14 protein-coding genes are annotated in these 13,748 nt (G+C 72.7%); 9 read left to right on the top strand and 5 right to left on the bottom strand.

The window, feature by feature from the left end:
• Nucleotides 1-34: 34 nt before the first annotated feature.
• Nucleotides 35-1,009, bottom strand: coding sequence for a DUF6292 family protein (locus ABD332_RS51820; protein ID WP_344513095.1), 975 nt, complete (start codon nt 1,007-1,009; stop codon nt 35-37).
• Between the two features lie 175 nt (nt 1,010-1,184).
• On the opposite strand from ABD332_RS51820, the gene ABD332_RS51815 reads away from it, so the two are divergent.
• The 4 genes from ABD332_RS51815 to ABD332_RS51800 all read left to right on the top strand — a co-directional run bounded on the left by ABD332_RS51815 (nt 1,185) and on the right by ABD332_RS51800 (nt 3,856).
• Nucleotides 1,185-1,871, top strand: a complete 687-nt coding sequence (locus ABD332_RS51815) for a hypothetical protein (protein WP_344513093.1) — start codon at nt 1,185-1,187, stop codon at nt 1,869-1,871.
• 24 nt (nt 1,872-1,895) lie between these two features.
• Nucleotides 1,896-2,900 (top strand): hydroxymethylglutaryl-CoA lyase, encoded by a 1,005-nt coding sequence (locus ABD332_RS51810; protein ID WP_344513091.1) that lies wholly within the window; start codon nt 1,896-1,898, stop codon nt 2,898-2,900.
• Between the two features lie 96 nt (nt 2,901-2,996).
• Nucleotides 2,997-3,446 carry an FAS1-like dehydratase domain-containing protein gene (locus ABD332_RS51805; RefSeq protein WP_344513089.1) on the top strand — a complete coding sequence of 150 codons (450 nt, stop codon included), beginning with the start codon at nt 2,997-2,999 and terminating at the stop codon, nt 3,444-3,446.
• Between the two features lie 17 nt (nt 3,447-3,463).
• Nucleotides 3,464-3,856, top strand: a complete 393-nt coding sequence (locus ABD332_RS51800; protein WP_344513087.1) for a MaoC/PaaZ C-terminal domain-containing protein — start codon at nt 3,464-3,466, stop codon at nt 3,854-3,856.
• Here ABD332_RS51800 and ABD332_RS51795 read toward each other — a convergent pair.
• The 4 genes from ABD332_RS51795 to ABD332_RS51780 are packed head-to-tail and all read right to left on the bottom strand — an operon-like array spanning nt 3,853 to nt 8,227.
• A complete protein-coding gene (locus ABD332_RS51795) occupies nt 3,853-5,043 on the bottom strand; it encodes a thiolase family protein (RefSeq protein WP_344513085.1) in 1,191 nt (396 codons plus the stop codon). The genes ABD332_RS51800 and ABD332_RS51795 overlap by 4 nt on opposite strands.
• Before the next feature lie 13 nt (nt 5,044-5,056).
• On the bottom strand, nt 5,057-6,145 hold the full coding sequence (locus ABD332_RS51790; protein WP_344513083.1) for a CaiB/BaiF CoA transferase family protein: 1,089 nt from the start codon (nt 6,143-6,145) through the stop codon (nt 5,057-5,059).
• The gene (locus ABD332_RS51785; RefSeq protein ID WP_344513081.1) at nt 6,138-7,019 is read right to left on the bottom strand and encodes an SDR family NAD(P)-dependent oxidoreductase; all 882 of its coding nucleotides are present in this window, start codon (nt 7,017-7,019) and stop codon (nt 6,138-6,140) included. Before ABD332_RS51785 ends, ABD332_RS51790 begins: the two co-directional genes overlap by 8 nt.
• Nucleotides 7,016-8,227, bottom strand: coding sequence for a CaiB/BaiF CoA transferase family protein (locus tag ABD332_RS51780; protein ID WP_344513079.1), 1,212 nt, complete (start codon nt 8,225-8,227; stop codon nt 7,016-7,018). The genes ABD332_RS51785 and ABD332_RS51780 overlap by 4 nt, the downstream gene beginning before the upstream one ends.
• Nucleotides 8,228-8,339: 112 nt before the next feature.
• Between ABD332_RS51780 and ABD332_RS51775 the strand changes: the two genes are divergently transcribed.
• The 5 genes from ABD332_RS51775 to ABD332_RS51755 all read left to right on the top strand — a co-directional run bounded on the left by ABD332_RS51775 (nt 8,340) and on the right by ABD332_RS51755 (nt 13,734).
• The gene (locus ABD332_RS51775; protein WP_344513077.1) at nt 8,340-9,890 is read left to right on the top strand and encodes an AMP-binding protein; all 1,551 of its coding nucleotides are present in this window, start codon (nt 8,340-8,342) and stop codon (nt 9,888-9,890) included.
• Nucleotides 9,887-11,047, top strand: a complete 1,161-nt coding sequence (locus ABD332_RS51770) for an acyl-CoA dehydrogenase family protein (RefSeq protein WP_344513075.1) — start codon at nt 9,887-9,889, stop codon at nt 11,045-11,047. Before ABD332_RS51775 ends, ABD332_RS51770 begins: the two co-directional genes overlap by 4 nt.
• Nucleotides 11,048-11,130: 83 nt before the next feature.
• A complete protein-coding gene (locus ABD332_RS51765; protein ID WP_344513073.1) occupies nt 11,131-12,318 on the top strand; it encodes an acyl-CoA dehydrogenase family protein in 1,188 nt (395 codons plus the stop codon).
• Nucleotides 12,319-12,368: 50 nt separating this feature from the next.
• Nucleotides 12,369-12,773, top strand: coding sequence for a nuclear transport factor 2 family protein (locus ABD332_RS51760; protein WP_344513071.1), 405 nt, complete (start codon nt 12,369-12,371; stop codon nt 12,771-12,773).
• A 7-nt stretch (nt 12,774-12,780) separates the two neighbouring features.
• The gene (locus tag ABD332_RS51755) at nt 12,781-13,734 is read left to right on the top strand and encodes an acyl-CoA dehydrogenase family protein (protein ID WP_344513069.1); all 954 of its coding nucleotides are present in this window, start codon (nt 12,781-12,783) and stop codon (nt 13,732-13,734) included.
• Nucleotides 13,735-13,748: the final 14 nt, after the last annotated feature.

Below are 13,748 nucleotides of genomic sequence, written 5' to 3'. Positions count from 1 at the left end.
CGCCATTCTTCCCGCGATCCAGCCGTGACCCGAGCTACCACCCCTCCAGGGTGGCGCGGGCGTCGCCGTACTGCTGGCGGAACTCGGCCTGCTTCCCCGCGAGCCAGTCCCAGTCGAAGTTCTCCTCCCATTCGCCGACGGTGATGGTCACCTCGTACCAGTCCAGCTCACCGGGGCGCTCCCGGACCTCGACGATCTGGGTGAGGCCGCCGTGGAGCTCGGCGCCGGGGGCGAGGTCGCGCCAAAACCGCGACGGCACGTAGACGTCGTCGCCGGCCCGTGGCGGGGGTGGCAGGGTGCGGTCGAAGCCGCGCTGCAGGATCTGGTCGAGGCTGCCGGGCCGTACCGGCGACGTGCGGGTCGGCACCGCCGGGTCGGCGAGTGTGGGGGAGTCGTGCGCCCGGAGCGCCGTCATGAGCTCGTCGGCGTCCAGGTGCCACCCCTGTCGCGCCGGCAGTGACAGGTCGCCGGCGAGCGCCCGGGCGATCCAGCCGGCGACCGCGGCCGGTTCGGGGAGGAGGCCCTGCTGCCAGTACACGGACCGGCCGCGCCGCCCGTCGGAGTAGGAGACGGTGCGGCGGTCGAGGCGGAACGACCAGCCGCCGGTGCCGTCCCAGACGACGTCGAACCGGCGGCTGTCGGGGAACGCGGGCACCGAGGCGGCCAGGTCGACGGTGAGCTGACCCTGCAGGGAGTGGGCTGTCTCGACGGTACGGGCGATGACCCGCACCCCGTGCTCGGCGAGCGCGCGCTCCACGGCGAGGAGGTAGCCGTAGTGCGGCTGCTCCCGCAGCGCCTCGGCGTGGTCGGTCACCACCTCGCCGCGTCCCGGCTCATCGATGCCGCGCAGCACGGTGAGCAGCTCGGCGATCGTGCCCGCCCAGCCCGCGTCGAGCGCACGCTGCGCCGCGTCGAGCCGGAACGCGCTGGCGCCGAGGTCCGGCTCGGCGAGCACCAGCATCGCCCGCGTTCGCTGGGCCGGGTCCGGCACCGCCGTCGATCTGCTCACCGAAGCACCGTACCCCGCTCCCGCCCGCGCGGGACGAACAGCGCGGGGGACGAACAGCGCGGGGGACGAACAGCGCGGGCCGCGGCGGGGCGGTGCGCAGCGGCGGTTGTCCATAGGCTGTCGGCATGAGCGGGCGCTGGGTCGACAACGACAGGAAGGCCCAGCGGTGACCGGCGTGCCGGATGAACGGGCCGCCCCGCTCCTCGTGGCCGCGGTGTTCGACGCGGTCGACGCCGACGGCGTGCCGTACTTCTCGGCCGACCGCCGTCGCGTGCTGGACCCCGCCGAGCGGGAGGCGTTGGCCGGCTACCTGGAGTCGGCGCCGGTGGTCCTGCGGGTTTCGGGCCTCGAGGCCGATCCGCTGGACCCGGGCGCGGGCCGCGCGGTGCCGCTGAGCTACCGGACCGACGGGGTGTGGGTGTGGCAGGACGCGTCCGCGTACTACCTGCGGTCCCAGGGCAGCGCGCCCGACGACGACATGGTCCGGCACATCGAGTTCGCGGGATATCAGGCGCCGGATCCGGTACCGCCGGAGGTGGCCGACGCCGCCGCGAAGCTGGCGATGTCGGCGGCACCGCCGTCGTCTGCCACAGGCCGGCGGGCGGCTACGTACTTCGCCAGCGTCGACCGTCCCAGGTACCCGGCGGACGACCCGATGGGCCTGCTGCGGCAGTGGCTCGACGAGCAGGGCCACCGCCACGACCAGGTGCTGGTCCGCAGCATGCGCTGGGAACGCACGTCGGCCTTCATCAGGAACGCCCGCAGCGGGGAGAAGGACTACGAGGAGATCCCGCCGCGGCTGGCGGCCCGGATCGCCGACCTGTGGTGGACGGACTGGCGCCCCGACAAGACCGGCTCCTGACAGGACCGACGCCGGACGATTCTTGTGTCGGCATGCCATGCCGGCCTAGATTGTGTACAAACCAGCGAGTGGGCGGTAGGTTGGCGGCCGTTGGTGGTCAAGAGGGTGTCGTGCGGATGCCCGCCAGCGCGAAACCAGGGGGAGCCCGTGACCGTCAGAATCTGCGAGGTGGGCCCACGTGACGGCCTGCAGAACGAGCCGGACCATCTGAGCCCCCGGGTGCGCGCGGAGTTCGTCGACCGGCTGTCGGCCACCGGGCTGGCGAGCGTCGAGGTGGTCAGCTTCGTCAATCCCGCCCGGGTACCGCAGATGAGCGGCGCGGAGGAGGTCTGCGCCGCGGTGCGGCCGGTGGACGGCGTCGACCATGTCGCTCTGGTGCTCAACGAGCGCGGATACACACGGCTGGCGGCCACGCGGTGCGTGGAGGCCCGGATGGCCTTCTGCGTGACCGAGACGTTCAACCAGCGCAACCAGGGACGTGCCGTTGAGCGGTCGCTCGTCGAGGCCGCCGCGATCGTCGCCGCGGCGCACGCCGACGGCCGAAGGGCCAGCATCACGCTGGCCGCGTCGTTCGGCTGCCCCTTCGAAGGAGCGGTCGACCCGGGACGGGTGCTGGCCATCGCGGAGCGGGCCGCGGCGACCGGCGCGGACGAGCTCATCTTCGCCGACACGATCGGTGTCGGGGTGCCGCGGCAGGTCACCCGCCTGCTCACCGGCGCGGCCGGGCTCGGGATTCCCATCGGGCTGCACCTGCACAACACCCGAAACACCGGGTATGCCAACGCGATCGCGGGACTGGAGGCGGGGGTGTCGGTGCTCGACAGCTCCGTCGCGGGTATCGGCGGCTGCCCGTTCGCGCCGAACGCGACCGGCAACATCGCCACCGAAGACCTCGTCTACCTGCTCGAAGGCCAGGGCGTGAGCACCGGCGTCGACCTCGACGCGCTGCTGTCCGTCTCGGCCTGGATCACCGAGGTGCTCGGCCGGCAGCTGCCCGGTCAGCTGCTGCACGCCGGGCGGTTTCCGTAGGCACGACGAGGTGCTGTACGGCCGATGAATTGTGTACAATCGAGCACGGCTGCATGGCTCAACCGTGTGGGAAGAGGCGATGTACACATGGGTCAGATGTCGAAGTTCGAGGGCCGATCGGGTGCCGAGTTCACGATGACGGTCGAGCGGGGCAAGATCCGCGAGTTCGCCGCGGCCGTCGGCTCGGAGCATCCGCTGTACTCCGGCGACGACCCGATCTCCCCGCCCACCTTCCTGGCGTCGAGCGCCTTCTGGACCACGGACGCCAGTTCACCGTGGGGTGACGAGCCGCCGGATCTGTCGCGGGTCCTCCACGGCGGCCAGCAGTACGTGTTCCACGGGCCGCCGCCACGGGCGGGCACCGCGCTGCACGGCCGTCAGCGCATCGATCGCGTCTACTCCAAGCAGGGCCGGCGCGGCGGCATGCTCGAGTTCGCCGACATCGTCACCGAGTTCCGCGACGCCGACGGACGGCTGGTCGCCGAGGCCCGGGCCACGCTCGTCGTGACGGAGCAGGCCCCGACGGCATCGGCGCCGGCCGAATGACGGCGTCGCGCCCGGCGGTGGGCCCTCTGGGGGCGCCGCTGGTGCAGGGCCCGCTCACCGTCACCGACTTCGTGCGCTACCAGGGCGCGTCCGGTGACATGAACCCGATCCATCACGACGCCGAGTTCGCGCGTGCCGCCGGGTTCCCGACGGTGTTCGCCGTCGGGATGCGGCAGGCCGGTGTCCTGGCCGCGTTCGTCGCGGACCGCCTCGGCCCCGACAACGTCCGCCGGTTCGAGGTGCAGTTCCGCGCCATCGCGTGGCCGGGCGACATCATCACCTACACCGGTGAGGTCACCGCCGTCGAGGAGACCGCGACGCACACCGTCTGCACGGTCGCGGTCCAGGCGACCCGGCAGACCGGCGAGGTCCACCTCGCCGGCACCGCGGTGTTCGAAGTGCCGTTCTAGAGCCGTTCCACGATGGTGGCGTTGGCCTGGCCGCCGGCCTCGCACATGGTCTGCAGCCCGTATCGGCCGCCGGTCTGTTCGAGGTGGTTCACCAGGGTCGCCATGAGCCGCACCCCGGAGCCGCCGAGGGGATGGCCGAGCGCGATCGCGCCGCCGCGCGGGTTGAGCCGCTCCGGGTCCGCCCCGAGATCGGCCGCCCAGGCGAGCGGGACCGGCGCGAACGCCTCGTTCACCTCGTAGGCGTCGACGTCGTCGAGGGTCAGGCCGGCCCTGGCCAGCACCTTGCGGGTCGCCGGGATCGGCGCGGTCAGCATCATGACCGGATCGTCGCCGGCCAGGGCGAAGGCGTGGAACCGCGCCCGGGGCCGCAGCCCGAGCTCGGCCGCCCGCGTCGCGCTCATGATCAGTGCTGCGGCCGCCCCGTCGGTCAGCGGCGAGGAGTTGCCGGCGGTGATGTGCCAGCCGATCTGCGGGAACCGTTCGCCGGAGGCGGCGTCGTAGAAGGCGGGCCTGAGCCCGGCCAGGCCGGCCGGCGAGGTCGCCGGGCGGATGGTCTCGTCCTGCGTCAGCGGAGCGTCGCGGCCCGGCACGTCGACCGGGACGATCTCGTTGGCGAAGGACCCGGCGGCGGCGGCCCTCGCGGCCAGCGCGTGCGAACGGGCGGCGTAGGTGTCCAGCCGCGCGCGGGTGAGGCCCCAGCGGGCGGTCACCAGCTCGGCCGCGATGCCCTGCGACACGAGGCCGTTCCCGGCCAGCCGCGCGGCCACCCCCGGGCCGAACGGATCGGCGCCCCCGACCATCGCGGTGCCCATCGGGACCCGGCTCATCGACTCGACCCCGCACGCCACGACGATGTCGTACGCCCCGGCCATCACGCCCTGAGCGGCGAAGTGCATCGCCTGCTGGCCCGAGCCGCAGGCCCGGTCGACGGTCGTGCCCGGGACGGTGAGCGGCCAGCCCGCCGCCAGCACGGCGTTGCGCCCGATGTTGGCCGCCTGCTCGGCGGCCTGGCCGACGCAGCCGGTGATGACGTCGTCGATCAGCGCGGGCTCGATTCCGGTGCGCGTGACGAGCGCGCGCAGCACGGTGGCGAGCAGGTCCACGGGGTGGAGTCCGGACAGCGCACCGCCGGGCTTGCCGCGGCCCGACGCGGAGCGGACGATGTCGACGATCACCGCGTCATGCATGTGGATCCCCTTGTCAGCGAGTTGGAGTCGACGGCCACTGCGCGACCGCGGCGGCCAGTTCGGGTGGCGCACCCCAGGCCCGCACGACGTCGGCGGCCGACGCCGTCGCCGCCGCGCGGCCGAGGGGAAGCCGGGGCATCCCGTCGGCGAAGGCCGCGCGGGCCACCGCCTGGCCGTGCCGCGGTGCCTCGCTGAGGGTCAGCACCGGCGTAAGGCAGGCATCGGTGCCGACGGCGAGGGCGGCCCACTCGTCGCGGGTCCGGGTGAGCACCGCCGCGGCGATCGCCGCGCGCAGCGCGGGCCAGCGGGCCGGATCGTCGCGATCCTCGCGCAGCTGCGGGCCGAGCCCGAGCAGGTCGGCCAGCGCCGCGAAGAACTGGGGTTCGAGGGCGCCGATCGCGACGTGGCGGCCGTCGGCACAGGCGTACACGTCGTAGTAGGGCGCGCCGGTGTCGAGCAGGTTCGTGCCGGCCTCGTCCCGCCACTGCCCGTCGCGGTGCATGCCGTAGAGCATCGACGCGAGGTACGTGGTGCCGTCGGTGATCGCCACGTCCAGCACCCGTCCGGTGCTGGTGCGCGCGCGTTCGACGAGCGCGGCCAGCACCGCCGTGACGAGGTACATGCCGCCGCCGCCGAAGTCGCCGAGGAGGTTGGCCGGGGGCGTCGGCGGCTGGCCGGCCCGCGCGGCGGCGTGCAGGGCTCCGGTGACGGCGATGTAGTTGATGTCGTGCCCGGCCGTGGCGGCGAGCGGTCCGGTCTGCCCCCAGCCGGTCATCCGGCCGTAGACGAGCCGCGGATTGATGGCGTGGCAGTCCTCCGGGCCGAGCCCGAGCCGCTCGGCGACGCCCGGGCGGTATCCCTCCAGGAGCACATCCACGGAGGGCAGCAGTCCGCGCACGACGTCCGCGGTCCCGGCGTCCTTCAGGTTGACGCCGGCCACGGGCCGGCCCCGCTCCAGCCCGCCGCCGCCGGGCACCTGGCCGGGGCGTCGCAGCGCGAGCACGTCGGCGCCCAGGTCGGCCAGCAGCATGCCCGCGAAGGGCTCGGGTCCGATCCCGAGCAGCTCCAGGACCCGTACACCGCGCAATGGTCCGTCAGTCATGACGCTGTCCTTCCATGTCCGCGGCGGGCGGGGTGGCCGCGATGGCCGACCGCAGGGCCCGGTCGAGCTCGTCGAGGTCGTCGGGCTGGGTGAAGGTCGGCTCGAGGTGCCAGCCCGAGGCGATGCCGACCTGCGGGCCGCGGACGTCGAAGACGCGGCCGGTAATGTCGCGCGTGTCCGGCCGGCAGAGCCAGGCGACGACGCGCGCCACCCAGTTCGGGTCGAGCTCCGCGCGTCGGCGGTCGGTGATCTCGCCCTCGTAGCGGCGCAGCGGCGCTTCGGTCAGGCGGGTGAGGGCGCTCGGGGCCACGCAGTTGGCGCTCACGCCGTACGGCCGCAGCTCCTGGGCCGCCACGAGCGTGAACGCGGCGATGCCGGCCTTGGCTGCCGCGTAGTTCGACTGCCCGATGTTGCCGAACAGGCCGGAGGCGGAGGTCGTGGTGATCAGCCGGCCGTCGACGTCCGCGCCCGCCTTGGCCCTTGCCCGCCAGTGGGCGGCGGCGTGATGGGCGACGGTGAAGGTTCCCTTGAGGTGTACCGCGATGACGTCGTCCCAGTCGGCCTCGGTCATCGACGCCAGGGTCCGGTCGCGCAGGATGCCGGCGTTGGCGACCACCACGTCGAGACCGCCGAACGTGTCGACGGCGAGCCCGACGAGTTCGCGGGTGGCGGCGAAGTCCGTCACGTCGTGCCGGCTCAGGACGGCGGTGCCGCCCGCGGACTCGATCTCGGCGACGACCGCTCCGGCGGGTCCGTCGTCGGCACCGAGGTCGTTCACGATGACGGCGTGCCCGGCGGCGGCGAGGGCCAACGCGTAGGCCCGGCCCAGGCCGCGCCCGGCCCCGGTGACGACGGCCGTCCGGCGCGGGCTCACTGCGCCACGATCCCGCGCTGCAGGAGGTCGTCCCAGGCCTTGCCGTCCACCCCGGCCAGTTCATCGAGCACGGCGCGGGTGTGCTCACCCAGGCGCGGCCCCACCGCGGACACCTCGCCCGGCGTGCGGCTGAACTTCGGGACGATGCCGGCCATCGGCCCCGCGGTGCCGCCGGCGGTCTCCGGCCGCAGCACCATCTGCCGGGCGGCGTAGTGCGCGTCGGTGACCATGTCGGCGGCGGTGTAGATCTTTCCCGCCGGCACGCCGTTGTCCGCGAGTATCCGCAGCAGGTCCGGTGCGGGCAGCGAGGTGGTCCAGCGTTCGATCTCCTCGTCGAGGACGGCCGAGTTGCGGCCGCGGGCCTCGTGGTCGTCGAAGCGCGGGTCGGTCGCCAGCTCCGGGCGGCCCATGGCGTCGCAGAGCCGGCGGTAGACCGCGTCGGCGTTGCCCGCGATCGCGATGTCGGCCCCGTCGGCGGTGCGGTACACATTGGACGGTGCGACACCCGGCAGGACGCTGCCGGTTCGCGTGCGCAGGGTTCCCGCCCGCTCGTAGTCGACCATCGTGGACTCCATGAGCGCCGCGACCGCCTCGTAGATGGCGACGTCGACCTCCTGGCCGCGGCCGCTCGCCGCGCGCTCGACCAGCGCTGTGGAAGTTCCCACAACGGCGAACAGCGCGGCCAGGGAGTCGCCGAGGCTGATGCCGGTCCGGGCCGGGCGCGACCCGGCGTCACCGGTCGTGAACCGGATGCCGCCCATGGCCTCGCCGATGCTGCCGAAGCCCGCCTCGCGCGACCGCGGGCCGGTCTGCCCCAGCCCGGAGACGTGCACGACGATGATGCCGGGATTGATGTCGGCGAGGGTCTGGTAGCCCAGGCCCCAGGCGTCGAGGGTGCCTGGCCGGAAGTTCTCCAGGACGACGTCGCAGCGCGCGGCGAGGGCTCGCAGCACGGCCTGGCCGTCCGGGTCGCGCAGATCCAGCGCGACCGACTTCTTGTTCCGGGCGATGGCCGGCCACCAGAGGCTCTGGCCGTCCTGCACGACACCCCATCGGCGCATCGGGTCACCCCCGGTGGGCGGCTCGATCTTGATCACCTCGGCGCCGTAGTCGGCCAGCAGCTGACCCGCGAACGGTCCCGCGATGAAGCTGCCGAGCTCGAGGACCCGGACGCCTGACAACGGACCTGAAGAACCGTGCTTCGTCACGATTGCTCCCCTGAATGTGCACAATCTGATGGCAGGAGCACGTAGAACTGGCGTTTCGGCGGTGCTCGCCTGCACTATTGCACACAATCGACGACTGCGGCACACTCCGATGATGTACGCCGCACACATCGCGCAGGACCGTCCGGACCGGGTGGCGATCATCATGGCGGAGGCCGGCACGCGGATCACCTACGGTGAGTACGAGGCGGAGGCGAACCGGTTGGCGCACCTCTTCCGGCGCAGCGGCCTGCGCTTCGGCGACCACGTGGCGATGCTCATGGAGAACAACCCGCGCCTGCTGGAGAGCGAGGCGGCCGCCGAACGCAGCGGCCTGTACTACACCTGCATCAACCACTATCTGTCCCCGGACGAGGCCGCGTACATCATCAACGACAGCTCCGCCCGGATCGTGGTCACGTCGGCCGCCAAGCTCGACCTCGCCCGGCAGCTGCCGGAGCGGTGTCCCCGCGTCGAACGGTGGCTGATGGCCGACTGCGCCGACCCGCCGGCGCCGTTCGAGTCCTACGACGGGGCCGTGGCCGGCCTGCCGCCGGATCCGATTCCCGACGAACAGCTGGGCATGGCCATGCTCTACTCGTCCGGCACCACTGGGCGCCCGAAGGGCATCTACCACGCGCTCGCGGTCGCGCACCCGTCCGAGGAGCCTCTCGGGTCACGCATCCAGAGCCAGCGGTGGGGGCTCGACGGGTCCAGCGTCTACCTGTCGCCGGCTCCGCTGTATCACTCGGCCCCGCAGGGCAGCGTGTCCATGACGCTGCGGGCGGGTGGGACCGCGGTCGTCATGGAGTCGTTCGACGCGGAGCGGTACCTGGACCTCGTCGCCGCCCACCGCGTCACGCACTCGCAGCTGGTCCCGACGATGTTCTCCCGCCTGCTGAAGCTGCCGGAGGAGCGCCGCCGCCGCGCCGACGTCTCGTCGCTGCGCACGGTCATCCTCGCGTCGGCCCCGTGCCCACCCCAGGTGAAGCGCCAGATGATCGACTGGTGGGGCCCGATCATCCTGGAGTTCTACGCCGCCAGCGAGGGGATCGGCTACACGTTCTGCACCTCGCGGGAGTGGCTCGACCACCCGGGCACCGTCGGCCGGGCCGCGAGTGGCGAACTGCTCATCCGGGCCGAGGACGGGAGCCTGTGCCCGCCCGGCGTGACCGGCACGGTGTGGTTCCGGGGGCCGGCCGGCTTCCAGTACTTCAACGACCCCGGCAAGACGGCGGCGACGCGCGACGTCGAGCTCGGCGCCAGCTCGGTCGGCGACATCGGCTACCTGGACGACGAGGCATACCTGTACCTCACCGACCGGGAGAGCTTCATGATCATCTCGGGTGGGGTCAACATCTACCCGCAGGAGACGGAGAACCTCCTGATCACCCACGAGAAGGTGTACGACGCCGCGGTGATCGGCGTCCCCGACGACGATCTGGGGGAGGTGGTCAAGGCGGTCGTGCAGCTCGCCCCCGGTGTGGATGCCGGGCCGGCGACCGCCGCGGAGCTGATCGCCTTCTGCCGGACATCGATCGCCCACTACAAATGCCCCCGTTCCGTGGACTTCGTGACCGAACTGCCCCGGCTCCCCACCGGCAAGCTCTACAAGCGCAAGCTGAAGGACCAGTACTGGGCCGGACGGGAGTCACTGATCCGGTGAACGAGGACGAACTCCGGCGGCGCGTCGCCGGCTTCATTCGTGACACCGACGGCGCCGACCGGGCCGCGGCGCTGGGGGCCCAGTTCGACGCCGGACTGGCCTGGGTCCACCACCCCGCCGGGGCCGGCGGGCTCGGCCTCGGCCCGGACCGTCAGGCCGAGGTGGACGCGCTGCTCGCGGCGGCCGGACGGCTGGAGTCCTGGGAGCGCAACCCCATGGGCATCGGCATGGTCGCGCCGGCGCTGATGGCCCACGGCACGCCGGCCCAGCGGGCGCTGCTCCGGCCGATCTTCACGGCCGAGCACATCTGGTGCCAGCTGTTCTCCGAGCCCGGCGCCGGGTCGGACATCGCCGGGCTGGCCACGCGGGCCGTACGCGACGACCGGCACGGCGTCGGGTGGGTCGTCGACGGGCAGAAGACGTGGACCTCGCTGGCGCACACCGCCCGCTTCGGGCTGGCCCTGACCCGCACCAACCCCGGCGCCCCGAAGCACGCCGGGCTGACCGCGTTCCTGATCGACATGCGGGCCGCGGGCGTGCAGGTGCGGCCGTTGCGCGACCTGACCGGGGGTGCGCACTTCAACGAGGTCTTCCTGGACGGGGTGCGGCTGGGCGACGACGCACGGCTCGGCGACATCGGGGGCGGATGGGCGGTCGCCACCACCATGCTCGCGAGCGAGCGGGCCGCGATCGGCGGGTCGGTCGGGGAGCGCGGGTCGGGGGCCATCGCCCTGGCGGTCGGCACCTGGCGCCGGACCGGGTCCGACCCGGACCGGCGGGTCGAGCTGACCCGGCTGTGGGTCGAGGCTGAGGTGCTGCGCCTGTCCGCGCTGCGGGATCAGCGGACGCGGGCCGAAGGCGGGCCCGGGCCGGGCGCGTCCGGTCTCAAGCTGCGCCGGGCCCTGCTGGAGCAGCGCATCGCCCGCTTCGCGATGGAACTGCTCGGCCCGGCCGGGCTCGTCTATGACGCCGACGCCGTGCGGGCCGTTGGGCCGGCCCCGGACGACCCGGTGTGGACCTGGCTGCAGTCGCAGGCCTACACGATCGCAGGCGGAACGTCGGACGTCATGCGCACGATCATCGGGGAGCGCCTGCTGCGGCTTCCCAAGGAGCCCGGCCTGCCCCGAGACACGCCCTGGGCGCAGATCCCGCGCTGACCGTTACGGCCATTGACCAGCGCGGCAGCGTCGATGTAAAACTAAAACTGATGTTAGAATTAGCTAATTCGGAGGTGGCGTCCGTGCCGAGCCGAGACTTCGCCCAGCAGCGCCACGACGTGCGGCGGTTCGTCGACGAGGAGCTGATCCCGCGGGAACCGGTCCTGGATCGCAACGACGCGAGCAGTGCCGAGGCGATGGCCGAGCTGAAGAGCCTGGCCAAGCAGCGGGGCGTCTGGGCGCTCGGGCACCCGGCCGCGATCGGCGGCGGCGGCCTGCCGTTCATGGACTACGTCATGGTCAACGAGATCGTCGGGCGTTCGTACTGGGGAACAGAAGCCCTCGGCACACTGTCCTTTCAGGACTGTCTGATGCTGCTGGAGTTCGGCACCGAGGCCCAGCGGAAGCAGTGGATCCCGCTGCTGTTCGAGGGCGTGACCGGACCGACGATCGGCATGACCGAGCCCGAGGTCGCCGGCTCCGACCCGACGCTGATCCAGACCACCGCGGTGCTCGACGGCGACGAGTGGGTGATCAACGGGCACAAGTGGTTCACCTCCGGCGCCAACCGCGCCATGTACACCACCCTCTTCGCCAAGACGGACCCGGACGCGCCCAAGCACCAGCAGTTCTCGATGATCCTCGTGCCCACCGACACGCCCGGCTACAACATCGAGCGGGTCGTGCGGACCATGGGCCACTACGGCGGCAACCACTGCGAGGTCCGCTACGACAACGTGCGGGTGCCGGCCGAGAACCTGCTGGGGCCCCGGGGCGGCGGCTTCGCCGTGGCTCAGGCGCGGCTCGGGCCGGGCCGGATCACCCACAGCATGCGCTGGCTCGGGCAGGCCCAGCGCGCCTTCGAGTTGATGTGTGACCGCGTCAAGACCCGCTTCGCGCACGGCTCGCTGCTGTCGGAGAAGGGTGAGGTCCAGCGCTACATCGCCGAGTCGGCCGCGCACATCCAGGCGGCCCGGCTGATGACCTTGGACGCGGCGCGGAAGATCGACGCCGGTCAGGACGCCCGGATCGAGATCTCCCTGATCAAGTTCTTCGGCGCGCAGATGCTGCACGACGTCGTCGACCGCGCGCTGCAGGTGCACGGCGCGCTGGGCGTCACCGAGGACACGCCGCTCGAGCGCATGTACCGCGACGCCCGCTACGCGCGCATCTACGACGGCCCGGACGAGGTGCACCGGATGGTGGTCGCCAAGCGACTGCTGCGCGGCGACTACCGGGACCAGGCGCCGTGGTCGGAGATCGTGCGCTGACCACGCACCGCGACAACTGACGGAAACCGACATCGCTTTCAGGAGTTTCGATGACGACGAGCGACTACCGAACCAGCCCGGCGGATGTCTCGCTCGCGCTGGCCGAGCGGCTGGCCACGGCGATCGACGCCAACGACCTCGACGCCCTGCGCGACGAGATCTACACGCCCGACGTGGTGGTCTGGCACAACGACGATCAGCACGAGCAGCGCGTCGACGAGAACCTCAAGGTGCTGAACTGGCTGCACCGCAAGGTCGGCGACAAACGCTACGAGGACGTGGTGCGCCACGCGACGCCGACCGGCTACGTGGAGCAGCACGTGCTGCGGGGGACCGCGCCCAACGGCACCGAGCTCGAGATCCCCGCGTGCCTGGTGGTGACGGTGACCGGCGGGCGGATCTCGCGCATCGACGAGTACCTCGACAGCCAGGCCGCCGCCGCGCTGCGGTCATGAGCCGGCCATGAGTCAGCTCAGCGCCGCCGAGCGCGACCAGTGGCGCTCCTCGGTGGCCGCCGTGGTCGCCCGCTGTACACCCGGCGGGAACTGGGATGCGCTGTTCGACCTCGGTGTCGCCGAGCTCGGGCTCGAGGACCTGGCGGTGGCGATCGAGGAGTGCGGCGCCGTGCCGGCCGCCACGCCGTTGCTGGGCCACATGTTCGGCCTGCGGGCGCTGCGTGCCGCGCCCGCGTCCCCGGAACGGGACCGGCTCCTGGCGGGCGCGGTCAGCGGCCGGCATCGGGTCGCGCTCGTGCCGGCCGACGGCGGGCGGACCTACGTGCTCGAGGGGGGAGCGGCCGACACCTTCGTGATCGCGACGGGTCCGGATCTGTTCGTGGTGCCGGCCGATGCCCGCGGCGTCGTCCGGCGCCCGCTGCCCACGCTCGACCCGTCGCGCGTCCTGTGGCATGTCGAGTTCCACGGGGCGGTGACGACGCCGCTCGGCCGCGACGGCGAGTGGAAGGCCGAGCGGCTGCGGTCGGAGCTCGCCGCGCTGGTCGCGGCGGACTCGATCGGCGGGGCCCGAGCCGTGCTGCGGGGCGCCGTGGACCACGCCCGTCAGCGCATGCAGTTCGGCCGCCCCATCGGCTCGTTCCAGGCGGTCAAGCACCGCCTGGCCGACGTGTCGAGTCAGCTCGACGGGGCGGTGGCGGCGGTCGACCACGCGGTGCGCCGGTTGGATGCCGACGCCCCGGACTCGGCGCTGGCCGCCGCGGTCGCGAAGCTCGCCGCCGCCGACGCCTATCTGGCGGCGGCCGAGGGCGCGATCCAGACGTACGGCGGCATCGGCTTCACGTGGGAGCACCCCGCGCACATCTTTCTCAAGCGGGCCCACACCAACGGTCAGCTCGCCGGCGGTGCGGCACTGCACCTGGAGCTGGTGGCCGACCGGGCCGGGATCGGCTCAATCAACTGAACCCTGGAGGGCGC

It is taken from the genome of Dactylosporangium maewongense, assembly GCF_039531485.1.
GTDB lineage: Bacteria > Actinomycetota > Actinomycetes > Mycobacteriales > Micromonosporaceae > Dactylosporangium > Dactylosporangium maewongense.
Note: the sequence above shows the minus strand (reverse complement) of the source record. Positions and strands in the feature narration are given on the sequence as shown.

Coding starts and splice junctions, on each gene's coding strand:
- ABD332_RS51775 (WP_344513077.1), top strand. CDS start 8,340: ATGTACGCCGCACACATCGCGCAGGACCGTCCGGACCGGGTGGCGATC.
- ABD332_RS51760 (WP_344513071.1), top strand. CDS start 12,369: ATGACGACGAGCGACTACCGAACCAGCCCGGCGGATGTCTCGCTCGCG.
- ABD332_RS51755 (WP_344513069.1), top strand. CDS start 12,781: ATGAGTCAGCTCAGCGCCGCCGAGCGCGACCAGTGGCGCTCCTCGGTG.
- ABD332_RS51805 (WP_344513089.1), top strand. CDS start 2,997: ATGTCGAAGTTCGAGGGCCGATCGGGTGCCGAGTTCACGATGACGGTC.
- ABD332_RS51795 (WP_344513085.1), bottom strand. CDS start 5,043: ATGCATGACGCGGTGATCGTCGACATCGTCCGCTCCGCGTCGGGCCGC.
- ABD332_RS51790 (WP_344513083.1), bottom strand. CDS start 6,145: ATGACTGACGGACCATTGCGCGGTGTACGGGTCCTGGAGCTGCTCGGG.